The 18,511-nt window shown below is 56.1% G+C and carries 14 protein-coding genes; 10 read left to right on the top strand and 4 right to left on the bottom strand.

The features are described from left to right. Positions 1-75: 75 nt before the first annotated feature. Both HZS80_RS17670 and HZS80_RS17665 read right to left on the bottom strand, forming a co-directional pair. On the bottom strand, positions 76-1,368 hold the full coding sequence (locus HZS80_RS17670; protein WP_179916793.1) for a lysine N(6)-hydroxylase/L-ornithine N(5)-oxygenase family protein: 1,293 nt from the start codon (positions 1,366-1,368) through the stop codon (positions 76-78). A gap of 23 nt (positions 1,369-1,391) precedes the next feature. After that, positions 1,392-2,504, bottom strand: a complete 1,113-nt coding sequence (locus tag HZS80_RS17665; RefSeq protein WP_281662232.1) for a GNAT family N-acetyltransferase — start codon at positions 2,502-2,504, stop codon at positions 1,392-1,394. 209 nt (positions 2,505-2,713) lie between these two features. Between HZS80_RS17665 and HZS80_RS17660 the strand changes: the two genes are divergently transcribed. Further along, positions 2,714-4,360, top strand: coding sequence for a cyclic peptide export ABC transporter (locus tag HZS80_RS17660; RefSeq protein WP_179916792.1), 1,647 nt, complete (start codon positions 2,714-2,716; stop codon positions 4,358-4,360). On the opposite strand, the gene HZS80_RS17655 is transcribed toward HZS80_RS17660, so the two are convergent. Together HZS80_RS17655 and HZS80_RS17650 are read right to left on the bottom strand one after the other, a co-directional pair. Then, positions 4,346-4,969, bottom strand: a complete 624-nt coding sequence (locus HZS80_RS17655; protein WP_179916791.1) for a cytochrome b — start codon at positions 4,967-4,969, stop codon at positions 4,346-4,348. The two genes, HZS80_RS17660 and HZS80_RS17655, sit on opposite strands and share 15 nt — an antisense overlap. After that, positions 4,962-5,918 carry a siderophore-interacting protein gene (locus HZS80_RS17650; protein WP_179916790.1) on the bottom strand — a complete coding sequence of 319 codons (957 nt, stop codon included), beginning with the start codon at positions 5,916-5,918 and terminating at the stop codon, positions 4,962-4,964. Before HZS80_RS17650 ends, HZS80_RS17655 begins: the two co-directional genes overlap by 8 nt. Positions 5,919-6,105: 187 nt before the next feature. Here HZS80_RS17650 and fhuB point away from each other — a divergent pair, with 187 nt between their 5' ends. From fhuB to HZS80_RS17605, 9 genes are all read left to right on the top strand, one after another. Then, a complete protein-coding gene (fhuB, locus tag HZS80_RS17645; RefSeq protein WP_179916789.1) occupies positions 6,106-8,106 on the top strand; it encodes a Fe(3+)-hydroxamate ABC transporter permease FhuB in 2,001 nt (666 codons plus the stop codon). A gap of 65 nt (positions 8,107-8,171) precedes the next feature. Next, on the top strand, positions 8,172-9,830 hold the full coding sequence (locus HZS80_RS17640) for a multidrug ABC transporter permease/ATP-binding protein (protein ID WP_179916788.1): 1,659 nt from the start codon (positions 8,172-8,174) through the stop codon (positions 9,828-9,830). Beyond that, the gene (locus tag HZS80_RS17635; RefSeq protein WP_235272408.1) at positions 9,830-10,393 is read left to right on the top strand and encodes a sigma-70 family RNA polymerase sigma factor; all 564 of its coding nucleotides are present in this window, start codon (positions 9,830-9,832) and stop codon (positions 10,391-10,393) included. The genes HZS80_RS17640 and HZS80_RS17635 overlap by 1 nt, the downstream gene beginning before the upstream one ends. After that, the gene (locus HZS80_RS17630; protein WP_179916787.1) at positions 10,394-11,419 is read left to right on the top strand and encodes a FecR domain-containing protein; all 1,026 of its coding nucleotides are present in this window, start codon (positions 10,394-10,396) and stop codon (positions 11,417-11,419) included. A gap of 94 nt (positions 11,420-11,513) precedes the next feature. After that, positions 11,514-13,958 (top strand): TonB-dependent siderophore receptor, encoded by a 2,445-nt coding sequence (locus HZS80_RS17625; protein ID WP_179916786.1) that lies wholly within the window; start codon positions 11,514-11,516, stop codon positions 13,956-13,958. 149 nt (positions 13,959-14,107) lie between these two features. Next, a complete protein-coding gene (locus tag HZS80_RS17620) occupies positions 14,108-15,010 on the top strand; it encodes an ABC transporter substrate-binding protein (protein ID WP_179916785.1) in 903 nt (300 codons plus the stop codon). A 116-nt stretch (positions 15,011-15,126) separates the two neighbouring features. Continuing rightward, complete coding sequence (locus tag HZS80_RS17615) at positions 15,127-15,651, top strand: sigma-70 family RNA polymerase sigma factor (RefSeq protein ID WP_179916784.1); 525 nt, start codon at positions 15,127-15,129, stop codon at positions 15,649-15,651. Between the two features lie 9 nt (positions 15,652-15,660). Continuing rightward, positions 15,661-16,647, top strand: a complete 987-nt coding sequence (locus tag HZS80_RS17610) for a FecR domain-containing protein (RefSeq protein ID WP_218927764.1) — start codon at positions 15,661-15,663, stop codon at positions 16,645-16,647. 94 nt (positions 16,648-16,741) lie between these two features. Then, positions 16,742-18,403 (top strand): TonB-dependent receptor, encoded by a 1,662-nt coding sequence (locus HZS80_RS17605; RefSeq protein ID WP_179916782.1) that lies wholly within the window; start codon positions 16,742-16,744, stop codon positions 18,401-18,403. Positions 18,404-18,511 lie beyond the last annotated feature (108 nt).

The following is an 18,511-nucleotide window of genomic DNA, read 5'->3' as shown; positions in this document are numbered from 1 at the left end:
CTAATTGTTATTGTTTGCATTATGAGTATATAAACCCCGAAGTCAACATCGTGTGAGCCTCGGGGTGGCCGAACGCTATGGAGCGGTGACTTCTTGTTTACAGGGAGAGGGGGCATAAGAGGCAGTTGTCTGCTCTAGAGCAGCACAAATCTCACTTGTCCGTGCCGCCAAAATCGACAGCAGGGTATCGCTTAAACCATGGGTGGGCTCGCAGCTGCCTTGCAGGAAAATAGCCGGTTTGAACTCAGGCTTGGTGTAAAGCTGATAGTGGCGGTTGACGGCAAACTCAGGCAGGTAGTCCGCGACGGGGGCTAACAGCTGTTTATGAGTGTCGCGTACATAGCCGGTGGCTAACACCACGGCGTCGTAGCGGGTGGACTCTGTATGGCCGCTCTCCAAATCGCGTACAAGTAGCTCAACGCCTTCAGTAGTTGCTTCGCTGCCAATAACCTCATGTCGGCGGCGGAAGCGGTGGCGGGCCTGGCCGGTTACTTTTTGCTGATAGAACACATCGTAAATCTCCTGAATCAGCGCTAAGTCAGGGGCTGAGTAGTTGGTGCTTTTATACTCCTGCAGCAGTGCTTCCCGCTGGCCGGTGGGGTTGTTGAACACGTAGTCGGTGTATTCGGGATTGAAAATCTCGTTGACGAAAGGGCTATCGTCGGAGGGTTTAAAGGCCCATGCCCGGCTAATAAGATCCACCTGAAGGCCTTCACGGCCGTGCAGATCCAGGAATATCTCAGCAGCGCTCTGGCCCGCACCGATCACGGCGATGCGTTTGGGGGCGTCTTGCTTTGCCAACTCCCGGAGGTAGTGGCTGGAGTGGAAGACCCTTGGGTCGTCTTTTAGCCCGGCGAAGCATTCAGGCACATTGGGCGCGCCGCCCACGCTGATCACCAATGAACGGGTGAGCCTTTCCTGTACCGCGCCACTCTCATCCCGTGAACGCACGCGGAGGTAGGCGACCTCGTCGTTATCCGTTTCGGGCAGCACTTCAAACACATCCTCTCCATAGGTGCACTGGTGTTCAAAGTGGCTGGCAGTCCAGCTTAGGTAGTCATTGAATTCGTGGCGGCTGGGGAAGAAGGTTTGTAGATTGATAAAGTCTTGTAGGCGGCCTTTGCTGTGGAGGTAATTGAGAAAGCTGAAACGGCTGCCTGGGTTGCGCGGCGTGACCAGGTCTTTGAGGAAAGAGATCTGCATATGGGCATTTTCCAGCAGCATATGCGGGTGCCAAGCAAAGCAGGGCTGGCGCTCAATAAACAAGGCATCCTTCGCTTGCCCTGCCTGACGTTGCTCATCAAGCGCAATGGCCAGGGCAATGTTGGAGGGGCCGAAGCCGATGCCGATCAAATCGTGAATATGCATAAGAGTCCTCGTGGCTGACGTATTTATGGGGTGAAGCGTGGATCGGGTCGTGGGGCTGAGCCAGGGTGCGGAGGCAGCGGGATCCAGCTGCGCTCGTTAAAAAAGTGTTCGCGAAGCTGCATACCGAGCATGGCCCGCTTATGGGGGAAATCGAACGCCTTAACGTGGGCATAACCGCACTGGGCGAGGTTGCGCAGCATCTTGGCGTTATCCACGCGGGGCTCGATCACCAGGCGTTGGGTGCGGCAGTCGTCCAAAAAGAGGTAGTGCGAGATAGAGGGCAGCCAGGCGGCGACATAAGGCCGCCCGCGAAAAGCGGCTTCACCGATCAGCACGTGCCAGCCGCGGTCAAAGTCATCGGCGTCGTAATAAGCGCCGATGCGATCCTCCTTGGCCCAGTAGGTCTCGAAATAGCCGAAGGGTTCGCCGTCGATACAGCCGATCAGCGGTACAACGCTGGGGTTCTGGAGCGTGCTTTCTAGCCGCTCGCGATGCTGTTCCAAATCACCCTGCTCTTCCCAGAAATGGGCGACGACCGGGTCGTTCATCCAGCGGTTGAAGCGCTCCAGATCAAGTTCCAGGTCAAGCACTCGAAAGCTCAGGGTGGCATCCAGCCAGGCAATATGGCGCTGATATACCGTGCCGCTGGGGCGCGGCGGGCGGCGCGGGTGCCGTTTTCCGTTCTCCAGGATGGGCTGCTGCGGATAGGGGCGCATGCGCGTTGAGGTCAGCCAGAGCGTGGGTAACTGCCAAAATAGCTCCGCATATACCCAGAGCTCTCCATGGCTTTCTTGAACCGCGATGCCAGCTGCACACAGGTTGGTGTGCAAAGCACTAGGTAGCTGAAGGCGTAGGGCAACACTGGCCGGGTAAAAGGCAAAAGCTCCTTCGATAGCGGCAAGCAATGCCGGGAAAGGTGGTGCTGAACGCTGTGACCACTGCAGCATCAAGTTGCTGTTATCGTCTACTAGCAACCACTCAAGACGCTCTTGATGTCCTTCCACATAAAGTGTCTGCGTGGTTACCTCATAGGAAACTTGATAGGTGCACCCCTCTGGGTGTGAGAGCAGCGAGGCCACCGCGTGGCTTTCAGAGGGTACGTGTACCTGGGGTTGTGCCTGGACAGAACTGGACACCGCTAAGCTCCTATCAATAAGAACGAATCAAAGAAACGAATTAAAATCACCCCGCCGGAGGGCGGCGTTACTGACTTCCTTATTTAAGGACGAATGAGAATGAGGCTTGTTTACATAAAATTGGTTAACTTTTTACGCCAGCGGTTCGTCATTAGAGGTAGGTGCCGATTTCCAGTCGCTTTTTCTAATGGCTTTCCAATGAGGTGAATGTGCTTCCCTATCTGATTCGTCGAACTCGCGGGTTGATGACCGCTGCTGCGCTGGCCAGCATTCTCTCGGGGCTTTTCAGCGTGCTGCTGATTGCCCAAATTAATGCGGCGTTAACCAGCGACTCCGCCAGCCGCGCCAGTGCGGCCTGGGCCTTCGCGGGTATCGCCGTGGCCCTAATGGTCTGTCGGATGGTGTCGACGGCGCTGTTTGAGCGGCTGGGGCAGCGTGCGTTGGCCGAGTTGCGCAGTTTTGTCGCCCAGTGTGTGGCCCAGACCCCCTTTGCTCAGTTCGAGCGTGTGGGCAGTGCACGGATCCAGTCGGCACTCACCGAGCACAGCAACAACGTGGCGGTACTGTTCGTTAGCTTGCCGGTGATTTTGACCAATACGGTCATCGTGGTGGGATGCTTGGGCTATCTGGCAATGCTTTCATGGCAGGTGTTTTTATTTGCACTGGGGGTGATTGGACTGGGCGCTGTCGGCTACCATTTGGTGCACTTACGCGCTATTCATTACCTACAGTCCGCATCATCCGAGCAGGATCGTCTGTTTGGACATTTCCGCGCGCTGACCGATGGTGCAAAAGAGCTGCGGCTACACCAACGCAAGAGCCGTGTCTTTATGGATCAGATACTGGGGGAGTCGGTTGAAGGCGTGCGGCGGCTGCGTACTTATGGCATGTCGCTGTTCGTGATCTCGACCAGTTGGGGGCAGTTCCTGATGTACGCCTTTATCGGTCTGGTGTTGTTTGTGTTGGCGGGCGATGGGCCTAACCAAACCCAGGTAATGACCGGATTTGCCCTGGTGTTTGTGTTTATGGTGACCCCCCTTGAAGGCTTGCTGATCAATATCCCGCGGATCAATATGGCGCGGGTAGCTGCTAGTCGAATTGATGACATCACACGCGAGATGCCCCAGGGGCAGGAGAGGCAGGTGTCACCTCAGGTGCCTGCTTTGCAGCGTCTCGAGTTGCGCGACGTCACCCATCAGTACTACCACGAGCAGAGCGATGACTTCTTTGAGTTGGGGCCGATTAATCTGAGTTTTACGCCGGGGGAAGTGGTTTTTCTGGTGGGGGGCAACGGTAGCGGTAAGACCACGCTGGCCAAAGTAGTGGTGGGGCTTTATCCGCCTGAAGGTGGCGAGGTATTGCTCAATGGCGAGCGGGTCGAAGCGGATGGCTGGGATGCCTACCGGCAGCTTTTCTCGGTGGTGTTCTCAGACTTCCATCTCTTTGAACGTCTGTTAGAGGCACCGCGTGATGGCCTGGACGAGGAGGGTAATCGCCTGCTGGCCAAGTTGCACCTGCAGCACAAGGTGCGGGTTGAAAACGGTGCGTTCACCACCCAAGCACTCTCCCAGGGCCAGCGTAAGCGTCTGGCGCTGGTGGTTGCCTACCTTGAGGATCGGCCCTTCTTGGTGTTTGACGAGTGGGCGGCGGATCAGGATCCGTTATTCAAAGAGGTGTTTTACTGCGAGGTGTTGCCCGAGCTAAAACGCATGGGCAAAGCGGTGCTGGTGATCACCCACGATGACCGCTATTTCCACCTCGCAGATCGATTGGTGCGGCTAGAGAGTGGCAAGCTGTTGACTGCTGAGTCTGAGACTGCCGAAGAGCCGCTAGCGGAACCCTCATCGGCCACTTGACCCCACCATACGCGCCAGTACCCGGTCTTTGAGCCAGAAGCGGTGAATCAGCGCCATCATGATGTGGCCGATGACTAATCCACATAACAGCCACGAAAGCGGGCCGTGAAGGAGCTCGGCGGGGGCGACCATCCAGGTGATGTCGCGTTCCGCTTCGGGTAGCAGCTCAATGCCATAAAAGCGTAGCGCTCCACCGCGGCCGATCTGGCGCAAAATAGCGAAAGCGGGCAGCCACAGCAGCAGCCCATAAAACGTGATATGGACAAAGCGCGCCATGCGCCCGCCTAGACCAGGTGATAGGGGCGGGCGTTGCTTGCGGTTGTTCCATGCCCAGCCAAGGCGCGCCAGGGTCACTATCAGAATCATAAAACCCAATGAGCCGTGAGGCCCGATGCTCGCCAAGAACAGCGTGATAGCGTTTTCGCCCATTCCTCTCCAGGCCAGCAACACGGTAAATTGCAGCGTGACCAGCGCGGCGGTCAACCAGTGAAGTGTACGGCTGACCCGGCCATAGCCGTTGGGGCTGTCTCGCCAGCCAATAGGCGTTTGAGCTGGCTTGCTTGTGAGATCACTGTTTAACGCCGTGTTGTTTGCCGTTCCTTTAACCATTGGCCTTGCCCAGGCGCCAGTAGCCCATGCTGGTAACGTACTGCTTGGGGAGCCCACACTCGTTGACCAGATAGCGGCGCAGCTTCATGGCGACCTTGGTTTCAGCGGCGATCCAGGCGTAGAAAGGCGCGTTGTCGTCCAGGGCGGCGGGTTCCCAGAGTGGGCCATCCTCATCATCGCTTTCGTCGTTGGTCGTGGCGCTGGTAGTGGTGCTGGTAGTGGTATTAGCAGGCGTGCCGCCTAGCGCTTGAATTTCCCTATGCAAATCGATATCACGCAGCGCCCTCATCAGCAGCTCACCGTGTTGGCAGCCGGGCTCAGCGTCACGTGCCAGCCAGCGCAGCTTGGTGGCCTGGGGCAGCGGCTGAACGTCGTCGCCGCGAGGCACTTCGAATAGCGCTTCGACCTTGGGTTTGAGCGGCAAGTCATCAAGGATTTCCAGAATACCTGCGGCGGCGGGGAGGGCGGTTTCATCGGCGATGATCAGAATACGGCGCACGCCTTGGGGCGGCTTCCACTCGTAGCCCAGCTTTGGGCCTTCCGCATTGGCGTCGGGGGCCGTCATGGCTAGGCGGTCACCGGGGCGGGCGTGCATCGCCCAGCGCGATGCGGGGCCATTATCGCCGTGGAGTACAAATTCAACGTCCACCTCGGCCTGCTCCGGGCGGAGGGCGCGAATAGTGTAGGTGCGCGCTGAGGGCCTTTGGGCATCCGGCAGTGCGCGGTAGGCGCCGTACCAGTCGTGCTCTTCCAGCTTGGCAATCTCAAACAGCGGGTCGAGACTGCCACCGCCTTCGGGGAAGAACAGCTTGACGCGCTGATCCGGGGCGTAGGTGTCCATTTGACCAACATCTGGGCCAGTAAAGGTGAACCTGACTAATGAGGCGCTGACTTGGGTGCGCCGGGCGAGGGTGATATCGAAAAGCCGGTAGCTCGGTTTGGCTGCCATAATGATGTCTCCTTTATATAAGGAGTCAATTGTAGTGCTAATCGTTATCATTTAGAATCATTGTTAGTTATTCAATCGCTAATTTCCATAAACTCGTTTGCATAAATAGTAAGGCTAAGAAAATGACGCTGCTGCCTATCACGTCTCTTTGGGCGAACTGTCCGGTTACCACGAAAGGGTGCTCGCTATGTTAGGCGCCGCGCAATTTGCCCAAAGAGCGGGGGGGATGTCGCCCGCTAAAGCCTGCCTATTGCTTAGCCTGCCGATGGTGGTGCTGTTTTGGGTGGGCCTAGAGGGCCAAGGCGGTTTTGCGCTAGGCCTGCAGGCGTTAGTGGCTCCCTCCTTTGAAAACGTTGATGAGTTGCTGCTTTACTATGCTTGGTGGCCGCGACTCTCGATCGCCCTGCTCGCCGGGGGCGGCTTGGGGCTGGCGGGCGTACTCATGCAGCAGGTGCTGCGCAACCCGCTGGCCTCGCCCACCACCTTGGGGGTGGCATCGGGCGCTAATCTGGCGCTGATGACCGCCACCTTGCTAGCGCCGGGGCTGCTTGTCGCCGGGCGCGAATGGGTCGCCTTATTGGGTGGCGCGCTGGCGGTGGGGTTAGTTTTCCTGCTCTCCTGGCGGCGCGGGCTGGCGCCAATCGTGGTGGTGCTGGCGGGCCTGGTGGTCAATCTTTACCTGGGGGCGCTGTCTACGGCGCTGCTGCTGTTTAACCACGAGGCGCTCTCGGGGCTGCTGATCTGGGGCGCGGGTTCGCTGGCGCAAAACGGCTGGGATGGTGTTGCCATCCTCTGGCCTCGGCTGGCGATTAGCTGCATAGCCGCGTGGTTTTTGCTGCGCCCTTTGGCAGTGCTGGAGCTTGACGATGCCAGCGCCAAGAGCCTGGGGGTTTCGCTGACCTATCTGCGCTTTGCGGGGATGGGGCTGGCGGTGTTTATTACCGGAACCATTGTTAGCGTGGTGGGTATTATTGGTTTCATCGGGTTAGCAGCGCCCAATATTGTACGTATGGCTGGTGCGCGCCGCTTAGGGCCACGGCTACTCTGGTCGACGCTATTGGGGGCCGTGCTGCTGGCTACCACCGATCTGCTCCTGCAGCAGTTTGGTGGCATGGTGGCGGCCTTTATTCCTACCGGGGCGATTACCGGTGCCCTGGGGGCACCGCTGTTAATGTGGCTGATTCCGCGCCTGAAACTGCAGGGCGACCAGCCGCCAAAAGGGGCCGGTGTTTTCGCTCATCGCCACCCTGCGCCGTCACGTTTAGCCACTGGTTTAATCCTCGCGTTACTGGGGGCAACGGTTCTCGGTTTGCTGTTTGGCCAGGGTGTAGACGGCTGGTATTGGCTGGCGCCCAATAACTGGAATGTCATGCAGTGGCGCATGCCCCGGGTGATGGCAGCAGCCGCCAGCGGGTTGATGCTGGCGATTGCCGGGACGATTCTTCAGCGCCTTTCTGCCAACCCCATGGCCAGCCCCGAGGTACTGGGTATCAGCGGTGGCTGTGCCATTGCGCTGATTCTAGGAATTTTCCTGCTGCCTGCGCCCACCAATATGATGCTGATTGGCGTGGGCACCCTGGGGGCTTTCGCGACGCTGTTGGTGTTGGTGGGTATCAACCGCAAGAGCGGTTATCTCCCCGAGCGTTTGCTGCTCACCGGGGTGGCGGTCAGTGCGTTATTTGATGCGGTTCGCAGCGTAATGCTGGCAGGTGGCGATCCTCGTGGCCAGCAGGTGATTGCCTGGCTGGCGGGCTCCACCTACTACGTGGATATCACCAATGCGGTGGTGGTAGGGGGGCTTGCCGCTGTATTGGCGCTGGTCACACTGCCCTTCACTCGCTGGCTGGATATCCTGCCCCTGGGCGCGCCCACGGCCAAGGCCCTTGGGGTCACTCTAAACCGTGCCCGTTTGGCGTTGCTGCTACTGGTGGCGCTGCTCACCGCTTGCGCCACCCTGGTGGTGGGGCCGCTTTCGTTTATTGGCCTGCTGGCGCCGCATATGGCGCGCTTGGTCGGCTTCTCCCGTGCAGGGCAGCACCTGCTGGGTGCTGCGTTGATCGGCATGCTATTGATGGTGCTGGCGGACTGGGTGGGGCGTCAGATTATTTTCCCTTACGAGATACCTGCAGGCTTGGTCGCCTCGCTGATTGGCGGTGCCTACTTTATGTGGGGGCTAAGGCGGTTGTAGTTACCCGTGCTTTTAGCACGCGCTTTTAGCATGCACCGAAAACAAGATGCCGGGGAGTTGTGGTCATGGAGCTGTTAAGGATTGTATGGCGTGATTATCGCTGGCCGTTTGTGGCCGTGGTGGTGCTCAGTTTGGTCAGCGCTGGTCTCGGCATCGGTGTCATCGCCTTTATCAATCAACGGCTGCTAGGCACCTTTTCCGATCCCTGGCGCATCCTGCCCGAATTCCTGGGGCTGATTGCGCTGCTGCTGGTCATTACCCTGACATCACAATTGGCGCTAACTACCCTGGGTCACCATTTCGTCTACCGGCTGCGAGGGCAGTTGATCAAACGCATTCTGGATACCAATATCGAACGCGCCGAGCAGATTGGCAGTGCGCGTTTGCTGGCGAGTCTCTCCACCGACGTGAGTTCAGTGACCGTTGCTTTTATACGCTTGCCGGAGCTGATGCAGGGCGGAGTGCTGACGATAGGTGCCACGCTTTACCTGGCGTGGCTTTCGCCTGCCATGCTGGGCGTCACCGCGCTTTGGGTGATCGTGACTATTTTAATTGGCATACGCTTGGTGGCCCGGGTCTATGGGCATATGGCCAAGCTGCGCGAAATACAGGATCGTCTTTACGCGGATTATCAATCAGTAATCGAGGGACGCAAAGAGTTGGCGCTCAACCGTGACCGGGCAGAGTGGCTGTATCGCGATGTCTACACCCCTAACGCACAGGATTGCCGGCGCCATTTCATTCTTGGCGATACCTATCATCTGAGCGCGGTGAACTGGTTCAACATTATGATGCTGGGGGCCATCGGTGTGGCGTTCTTTTTGGCCAACGGCCTGGGTTGGGCATCGGTGCAGGTAGCCACTACTTTTTCACTCACGCTGCTGTTTCTGCGTGCGCCGTTGATGCAGGCCATTGGCGCCTTTCCGACCTTGATTAACGCCCGAGTGGCGTTTGAAAAAATCAGCAGTTTAGACCTGGCCGAGCACCGTGAGGGGTTCGGCCATTCTGCGCTGCGCCATGACTGGCAAGCGCTCACCCTGGATCAGGTTAGCTATAGCTACCCGGATGAGGAGTCTCGGGCGGGTTTTGCCATCGGCCCTATCGACCTGACCTTGAAGCGTGGCGAGGTGGTGTTTCTGATCGGCGGTAACGGCAGCGGGAAATCGACTTTGGCGAGGCTGCTGACTGGGCTCTACCAGCCCCAAAGCGGCTGCGTGCGAGTCGATGGCAGGCCGCTGCGGGAAGAAGACTGGACACGCTATCGCCAGCACTTCTCGGCCATTTACACCGATCTGCATCTCTTTGACCGTTTGATGGGCCCTGCGGGCGAGTCACCCGACTCGGGGCTGGTGGAGGAGTGGCTTGCCGCGCTGGGCATGCGCAGTAAGCTCGACTTCGACGGCGATCGCATCACCAACGTCAACCTCTCCCAGGGCCAGCGCAAGCGTCTGGCGATGCTGCTAGCCGTTGCGGAGCAGCGCGACCTGTTGCTGCTTGACGAGTGGGCCGCCGACCAGGATCCCCAGTTTCGGCGAGTCTTCTATCGTGAGCTACTGCCCCAGTTACGGGCGTTGGGCAAGACGCTGGTGGTAATCAGCCACGATGATCACTACTTCGACCAAGCTGATCGCCTGCTGGAAATGCGCCAAGGGCAGTTGGTAGAGCTCACCGGTGAGCAGCGAGAAGCCGCGAGCCGCGATGCGGTGGCAAAGGTGAGTGGGTAATGCGTAACGATGTTGGGGCGCCTAATTTAGCCAAGACCACGGCGTATCATACCGGCTGCCGGGACTCGCTCGGCCAGCTGTATCACCACCACCAGCCTTGGCTGCAGCAGTTGCTCAGCCATCGGTTGGGGTGCAGTGAATCGGCGGCTGACTTGGCGCAGGATGCGTTTGTGCGATTGATCAAAACGCCCCGCCAACTGGATAGTTTCGACGGTGCCAGAGCCTATCTCAGCCGTATGGCCAAAGGGCTATGTGTGGATCATTGGCGCCGTCAGGATATCGAGCGTGCCTGGCAGCAAGCCTTGGCAGCTAGTGCCGAGACACATTTGCCCTCTACTGAACACCAGCAGATCGTTATAGAGACGCTGTGCGAAATCGACCGCATGCTGGCGCGGTTGCCCGAAAAAGTCGCCAGCGCCTTTCTGGCCTCCCAGCTACACGGCAAACCCTATCGGCAGATTGCTGAGGAGCTAGGGGTTTCTGAGCGCATGGTCAAAAAATATATGGCCCAAGCCATGCTGCGGTGCGCGTTGATCGAAGCGGGCTTCGAGGCGAGCCTCTAAATGGCCTCTGCCGCCAGCCCTGATGAAGCCGCCAAGCGCCGCGCCTTGGCCGATGCCGCCGAGTGGTTTGCTGAGTGGCAGGCAGGCGAGCTCTCTTCAGTTCAGCGTGAGCATTGGCAGTCGTGGTTGGAAGCCAGCGATACCCACCGCTGGGCCTGGCAACAGGTGGAAGGCGTTAGCCAACGTTTTACCACTCGTCTGGATGAGGCTGAGCGCCACACCGCCGACTGGGTCATCAGTTCGGCGCGGCAACGACGGCGAGGGCGATGGCATCTGCTAAGTGGTCTCTCTAGCCTGGCGATTGTGGCCGTGTTGATAGGGCTCTCTTGGCAGTGGACGCCACTGACCCAATGGGTAGCCTACTGGGGCGCCGACTACCGTACGGCTACCGGTGACATCACTCGCATCGAGCTGGATGATGGCACCCAAGTGTGGCTCAGCAGCGCCTCGGCGTTGGACGTGGACTACGACCGCCAGCGGCGCCGACTGCAGCTGGTGGCGGGCGAAGTGCTGGTTACGACCGGCAAAGACCCCGAACGACCACTTTATGTCGATACCCGCAGTGCCCGGCTAACGCCCTTGGGCACCCGCTTCAGCGTGGCTGAGCAGCCATCAGGCGAACTGCTGGCGGTGTTTGACGGTGCCGTGGCGATCCAGACCCTGGGTGATGCTCAGCATGCGAGTCAGCGGCAGGTGGTCAATGCAGGACAGCAAGCTTACTACGCCGCTGACCGCATCGGTGAACTCACCCCCGCTGAAGGCCGTAGGGAAGCCTGGGCCAACGGCATGCTGCTGGCCGAGAACATGTCGCTTAAGACCTTCGCTGCGGAGCTTAGTCATCATCATCGTGGCCGCCTTGAGGTCGACCCCGCGGTGGCGGATCTCACCCTGCTCGGCGCTTTCCCGCTTGATGATCTAGAGCGCACCCTGAACATGGTCGAGACCACGCTGCCGGTGAAGGTGCGCCGGGTCATGCCCTGGTGGATCAAGATCGAGGCAAGCGAGAAAAGCCCCAACCAAGAATAAAAAGAGAAAAAATTGGTTTTTCTGGTTCCCCTTTTTCGCGCTGGTTCGATTCCCCTTTATAAGCACTTAAAACGTATCTGCAAGGGGAACCGTAATGCTCCAACAGCGCACTGCACTTCAACCGTTTACTGCCAAGCACCAACCGACGCTTAACCGCCGCGCCTTGGCGCTGGCGGTTCATTTTGCCGCCGCCGGGCTATTGGCCGTGCCGCAGCTATCGCAGACCGCCATGGCACAAACTACCCAGCAGCAAACGCGCCACTATGATATTGCCAGCGGCCCGGTAAGCAGGGTTATCAACCGCTTCGCCGCCGAGTCGGGCGTTTTTATCAGCGGCGCTGGTGAGCTGGGAGAAGGGCGCCAAAGCCCTGGCCTGCAAGGCCAGTATCGCGTCGATGAAGGGCTGGAGCGGTTGTTGGATGGGACGGGTTTAACGGCAGCCCGCCAGGGTGATGGTAGTTATCGGTTGGAAGAGCGGGCGGCGGATGTGGCATTGACGACAGTAGAAGTAACCGGAGCGCGCCTGCCCTACGGCATGACCGAGAATAGTAACTCCTACACAAGCGAAGGCGCTAACATTGGCTTAGCTTCACAGTCAGTGAAGGAAATACCTCAGTCAGTGAGCGTTGTTACACGAGAGCGTCTGGACGACCAAGGTACGACCTCATTGGCTGAGGCTATGCGCAATGTTACTGGTATGACCGTGCGTGAGTACGGGCCCAATCAGTTCGAGCTCAAGTCTCGAGGTTATAATATTAACTCCTTCCTCATTGATGGTAGTCCTGCTCAGAGTCCAGAAAGTGCCTGGGAAAGCGCTGGAGTATTTGATACAGCCCTACTCGATCGTATTGAGGTGCTCCGTGGGCCTGCGGGTATTCTCCAAGGGACTGGTGAGCCCAGCGGTACCATCAATCTGGTGCGCAAACGTGCTTTAGCTGAAAGCCAAGCTTCGGTTACCCTTTCTGCCGGTACAGATGATGCTTACCGTGGGGTAGTCGACGTAACTGGTGCACTGGATAGTGATGGGCGAGTCCGGGGCCGCTTCGTCGGTGTCTATGATGATCGCGGCTCTTTCATTGATAATGTATATTCGGAGAACCAAGTCGGTTATGGAACCTTGGAGTTCGACCTGACCCCGAATACCACATTGTCCTTGGGGGCAACCATACAAAAGGAGGAGTTCCGTCCTAACTCGGGATTACCGACCTACAGCAACGGCTCCCTACTCAATATTAGTCGCTCTACGTATCTAGGTTCGGACTGGGAAAAACAAGCTGGTGATGCCCAGCGCTATTTTCTAGAATTGGGGCATCAGTTGAATAATGGTGCTGAAATCACTTTTAAAGCCAATCACCAGAATCGAGATTCTAACCTCCAAAAGAGTGAAAGCCATTCGTCCGTTTCACCCGATACTGGTGAATTCTTGATGCGCCGAATCCAGTGGGATCAAGAACGCCAAGATGATTACCTCGAGCTTCAGGCACGTACTCCCTTTGAACTGGCTGGAAACTCTCACGAAGCCGTATTCGGCGCCAGCTATTTAAATAGGGAAGTCATCCGTATATTTGCATCTGGTAATCCGATCACTGTTCCGGCAAGCATTTTCTCTTCCGGCCATAGAACTTCAGAGCCTCCTACCTTCGATCAAAACCCTGTCGATTTTGACGTAGGTAGCAAGCAATATGCGGCTTATAGTAAAGCTCAGTTCAACCTATTTGATCCTCTCACCCTTGCCTTGGGGGGACGCATCAATTGGTGGGAAAGTGAGAGTTCCCTCAGTTCTGGAGGATCAGTGAGCAAGAATGCTAGCAGTGGAACCGAATTCATTCCCTATGCGGGCTTGATCTACCAACTCAACCCCGAGATCAATCTCTACGCTAGCTACACCGGCTTCTTCGAACCGCAGACGGCAACAGACCGCAATGACAATATTATCGATCCACGTGAAGGCGACCAAATAGAGATCGGGATCAAAGGATCTAACCTTGAGGGCGGTTTAAACTGGCATGTCGCAGCTTTCCGTATTGAAGACACCAACCGTGCCTTTGCCGATCCTGATAATCCAGGTTTCGCGATCCCTATTGGAAAAGCCGAGAGTGAAGGCTTAGAAGCTGAAATCAGCGGTCAGTTGTTGCCTCGCTGGGATCTCAGCGTTGGTTATGCTTATACGCAGACAGAGTTTGTAAGGGACTCTAGCTCAGAAGGCCTCACACTCTCACCGGACACACCTGAGCATAACTTCAACCTATGGTCACGCTATCGCTTTAGCGACAACCCAAGTCAGGGGTGGCGGGTTGGTGCAGGCGTGAATACCGCTAGTGGAGTTTATGCCGAAAGTGGGGATGTTAAAACTGAACAAGGAGGTTATACCACTGTTTCAGCACTGCTCGGCTATCAGGTCAATGAGAACTTGGACATCTCATTGAATGGTAATAACCTAACCGACAAGGAGTACTACTCTACAATTAGAGGAGGAAGTAGGCATAATTATTACGGTGCACCACGAAACTTCATGCTTACCATGGATTACAATTTCTAATAACCCATGGGCAGGGTAATATACCTGCCGTTCTAGGACTTATTAACTTGGCGGAAACTTAACGGCTACTGAAATGATGAGTGATTGAAGTTGCCGCCAAGTTAACAGCGCATATATTTTTATAAGTATTACCATATATTGAGAAAAACATGAGTACTCCTCTCTCTCAACCAAAGATAAACAACGAATTTTCTCTGCGTGCCTTTTTTGTATGCCTCTCATTTTTTATTCCCGTCACCTGTCTAGCTTCGCCCCTACCTTCTACGATAGCACTTAGTTGGACTACTGCCGAAACACTGGTCGCCATTGGCGCCCCCCCTGAAGGAATGTCAATGAGAAATAATTATCAGAAATGGGGAAGCATCAGATCCATACCCGAAGACACAGTTGAAGTTGGCCTTTCTTTTCAACCAAATCTTGAACTCATTACATCGATGCACCCAGATATAATAATATCAGACAGTGTTTTCGCCGTATCCGATGAGAAGCTATCAGACAAATACAAGACATATCGCTTCACTCTCTACCATGAAGATGTAAATAGATGGAATGAACTTACAGATTTCACAAGAGAAGTGTCTTCGGCTATTACACTGTCAGATGCTGGAGAGATGTATATAGCCGACGTTGAAAATAAAATTGAACATTTAAAAAATAGACTCAAGGAGTGGAACGAACCACTACTGATTATTCGCGCTCTAGATTCCCATCATGTGAGGGTTTACGGAAAAAATAGCTTGGTTCAAGCCGTGCTTGATCGCCTGGGCTTAGCCAACGCCTGGCAAGAACCAACAAACCAGAAGGGGTTTTCAATTGTCGGTGTAGAGGAGCTAATCGACATTGATGCGCGACTAGTAATCGTGGAGGGCCCACAACTTTCTGGGAATATAGCAAGCCAACTTTACGGCCGTGGCCTATGGCAGTATGTGCCTAGCATTCGAGAAAAAAATTTAATAACAGTTCCTCCGTTCTGGGTATTCGGTGCTCTTCCCTCAGCCCTCCGCTTCGCCGAATCCCTCGTTGAGGCATTAGAGGGGCCAGCCACGCCCTAACACGGACCTGATCACCACCATATGATTTGTAATGATAAGTATTATCACTTATTGTTTGCGTCTGGTTTTGCCCCTTTTTTGGGGCAGTTGGCACAGGCAATCAATGGCAACGGGCGATGGTATCGATAAAGCAACAGGGCAGAAGCGATGTTCCTTTCGACGCCCTCTATCACAATCATCATAGCTGGCTGCGGCGCTGGTTGAGTGCCAAGCTGGGCTGTTCCCACACCGCTGCTGACCTAGCGCACGATACCTACCTACGCATACTGGCGCGGGGCACTACGCCAGCGCCCGAACAGTCACGGCGTTTTTTGACCCAGGTCGCCAAAGGGCTGGTCGTCGACCATTACCGCCGTCGGCGAATCGAAACCGCCTATTTGGAAACCCTCAGCCTGCTTCCAGAGACACACTCGTCTTCTCCCGAGGAGCAGGCACTTACTATCGAGGCGCTGGTAGAGATCGACACGCTGCTCCATGAGCTTCCCGACAAGCCTCGCCGGGCCTTTCTTATGTGCCGCCTGGACGGCCAGAGTTATCAAGACATCGCCGTTGCACTGAATGTCTCGGTCTCTTCGGTAGAGAAATATATCGCCCGGGCGCTGCTGGCCTGCCACCGCGCGATAAGCGAATCTCAACCTTAAGTGAATACCATGAGCCGCATGTCCGCCGACGCTTCCCATGAGACCATCGATCCTGCCGTGCTTGAGCAGGCCAGCCTGTGGATGGCACGTCTATGGAGCGACGACATCAGCGAGGCCCAGCGCGACGCTTGCCTGGCCTGGCGACAAGCATCGCCGGAACATGAGCGCGCCTGGCAGCAGTTGCAGGCGATTGATGGCCGGTTGGCCGCACTGCCACGCCACGCTGCCCGTAGCGAGCTGTTTTCGTCTTCCCAGGTCTCCCGGCGGGGCTTGCTGCAGTGGGGCGGCTTGGCCGTGCTGCTAGGCGGGCTGGGATTTGGGCTGCCGCGCATGCCCCAGTGGCAGCGTCAGTTCGCTGACTATGCCACCAGTATTGGCGAGCGTCGCGAAGTGACGCTGAGGGATGGTACTCATCTGGTGTTGGATACCGATACCGCCATCGACATAAGGTTCGATGCTCATCAACGGCGACTCCACCTGCTACGTGGCGGAGTGTTGATTACTACAGCAAAAACATCGGATGCCCGGGCATTCGGCGTTATGACGCAGGAAGGGCTCTCCTATCCGCTGGGCACCCGCTTCAGCGTGCAGCAGCATACTGACAGCACCCAAGTGGCCGTTTACGAAGGCCGGGTGGCGCTGGAACTGCGTGGAAGTGATGAGCGGACGATACTGGATGCTGGCCAGCAGGCTGCCATGAGCGCCGATGGGGTATCGCCACCGGCACCCTTGGAACCCGCTGGATTGGCCCGCTTTCAGGGACGGCTGGTGGCCGAGAGCATGCGGGTTGCTGACGTGGTCGAAATGCTGAGCCGCTATCGCCATGGCGTGGTGCGCTGCGCACCAGAGGTAGCCGACCGGCGAGTGAGTGGGGTGTTCTCGCTGCAAGATACCGATCGCGCCCTGGCCAGCCTTGCCGATGCACTGTCGTTAAAGGTGGTCTACCGAACGCCATTATGGGTTACGGTCGCGTCGCGCAACGTTAACGGTAACTAGGAAGAAAAAAATTCAGAAAATATTGAGGGATTCTCGTTCTCGTTCGGAAGAGAAGATGTAGACATAAAAAATGCATCACTTAACGGGGATCTTCATGACGACGCAGCAAGCGCACTCACGCTTTATTCAAACGCTTTTGGCCCGCGCCCTTAAATACGGCCTGCTCGCTAGTTGCTTGGTGGGCCTGCCCGCAACGGCGCTTGCCCAGCAAGCAGAAGGAGAAGGGCAGAGTGCCGCGACTCAGCACCACTATTCCATTGAAGCAGGACCGCTCGATACGGCTTTAAACCGTTTCGCGGTCAGTGCAGGCATCGAGATTGCCTTCGATACCACCTTGACCGCTGGCAAGCAAACCGCTGGGCTGCAAGGCAACTATGGCGTAGACGAAGGGTTGGAGCGCTTGTTGGCAGGTACCGGCCTTGCGGCCTTGCGCAGCGCTGAGGGTGGTTATCGGTTGGAAGAGCGGGCACCGGATGTCGAGCTATCATTAATGGAAGTCACAGGCTCTCGATTTTCAAGCCAAGCTTTACCCGTTACTTATTTTGGAGGGCAAGTGGCAACTGGCGGGCGTCTTGGTTTGCTGGGCAATATGGACATCATGGACGCACCCTTTAACATCACCAGTTACACCTCCGAGCTGATTGAAAGCCAGCAAGCCAGAAGCATAGCCGATCTTACTGATAATGATCCCTCAATCCAGATTAGCACGCGCGGAAGAGGCACCAACACGGGAGGTGATACCTTTCACATTCGTGGCTTTGATCTTTTCAACAGTGATATTTCTCTTAATGGGCTCTATGGTGTGATGCCGCTAAACACTATATCCATGGAAACCGTCGAGCGTGTGGAAATCATTAAAGGGCCCAGCACCTTATTGGGCGGAGTATCGCCTGGTGGCAGGGTTGGTGGCGCAATAAATATTGTCCCAAAGCGAGCAAGTGATACTCCTCTAACAAAAATCTCAGCCGTTTATCAAAGCGACTCACAGTTAGGCAGTCACATAGACACTGGCCGCCGATTTGGAGAGGCCAATCAACTTGGCGTACGTTTTAATGGGGTCTTCAGAGAAGGCGATACGGCGGTCGATGGCCAATCCTCGACGTTAGGCGTTGCCAGCCTTGGCCTTGATTATCGAGAGGATAACTATCGCTTATCAGCCGATCTAGGCTATCAAAAAGATAGAACAGATGCTGGGAGCGGCTTTGGCTCAGGGCTTCAGCTTCGACAAGGAGTAGAGGTTCCTTCTGCACCCGATGCAAGCAAGCAAACAGCGCAATCATGGGAAGAAATAGAGAACGAGGATACTTATGCCGCTATTCAAGGTGAATATGATCTATCACCTAACTGGACTCTCTATGGTGGATTAGGGGGACGTAACAATACGCGCTATAACCTTAGAACCAATCACTCACTGATAGATGCGCCAAACCCTTTGGCCTCATTTCCCGTCTATTACCCGGACTATGTTGACACAAGAAGCGCCACATCAGGGATTCGCGGCCTTGTAACAACCGGTGATATTACCCATAACTTCAATATAAACGTGTCGAAGCTAAGGGAGGAAGGTGGATATCTATACGAGAGCAGCGATGTAAGCCTTTCCAGCCTTCAAAGTGTTGGTGTGATTGGCTTTCCGACTCAGTTCGAACTCTCCAAAGATATCCCAAAGTCATTTGAAAGGGAGTTAACGTCCATAGCAGCGGCAAACGTGATAGGGCTATTTAACGATCAGTTACTTGTTACACTAAGTACCTGATATAAAGTTTTCGTGTAATATCCATGCCAGGATTTCTGACACGGACAGAACCATGGAAAAACGCTTCGTTGCCCCTCTCACTGAACCTGAACAACAGACGCTGACCTC

The organism is Vreelandella glaciei (assembly GCF_013415125.1).
Classification (GTDB): Bacteria; Pseudomonadota; Gammaproteobacteria; order Pseudomonadales; family Halomonadaceae; genus Vreelandella; species Vreelandella glaciei.
Note: the sequence above shows the minus strand (reverse complement) of the source record. Positions and strands in the feature narration are given on the sequence as shown.

Coding starts and splice junctions, on each gene's coding strand:
- HZS80_RS17670 (WP_179916793.1), bottom strand. CDS start 1,368: ATGCATATTCACGATTTGATCGGCATCGGCTTCGGCCCCTCCAACATT.
- HZS80_RS17655 (WP_179916791.1), bottom strand. CDS start 4,969: ATGGTTAAAGGAACGGCAAACAACACGGCGTTAAACAGTGATCTCACA.
- HZS80_RS17650 (WP_179916790.1), bottom strand. CDS start 5,918: ATGGCAGCCAAACCGAGCTACCGGCTTTTCGATATCACCCTCGCCCGG.
- fhuB (WP_179916789.1), top strand. CDS start 6,106: ATGTTAGGCGCCGCGCAATTTGCCCAAAGAGCGGGGGGGATGTCGCCC.
- HZS80_RS17640 (WP_179916788.1), top strand. CDS start 8,172: ATGGAGCTGTTAAGGATTGTATGGCGTGATTATCGCTGGCCGTTTGTG.
- HZS80_RS17635 (WP_235272408.1), top strand. CDS start 9,830: ATGCGTAACGATGTTGGGGCGCCTAATTTAGCCAAGACCACGGCGTAT.
- HZS80_RS17630 (WP_179916787.1), top strand. CDS start 10,394: ATGGCCTCTGCCGCCAGCCCTGATGAAGCCGCCAAGCGCCGCGCCTTG.
- HZS80_RS17625 (WP_179916786.1), top strand. CDS start 11,514: ATGCTCCAACAGCGCACTGCACTTCAACCGTTTACTGCCAAGCACCAA.
- HZS80_RS17620 (WP_179916785.1), top strand. CDS start 14,108: ATGAGTACTCCTCTCTCTCAACCAAAGATAAACAACGAATTTTCTCTG.
- HZS80_RS17615 (WP_179916784.1), top strand. CDS start 15,127: ATGGTATCGATAAAGCAACAGGGCAGAAGCGATGTTCCTTTCGACGCC.
- HZS80_RS17610 (WP_218927764.1), top strand. CDS start 15,661: ATGAGCCGCATGTCCGCCGACGCTTCCCATGAGACCATCGATCCTGCC.
- HZS80_RS17605 (WP_179916782.1), top strand. CDS start 16,742: ATGACGACGCAGCAAGCGCACTCACGCTTTATTCAAACGCTTTTGGCC.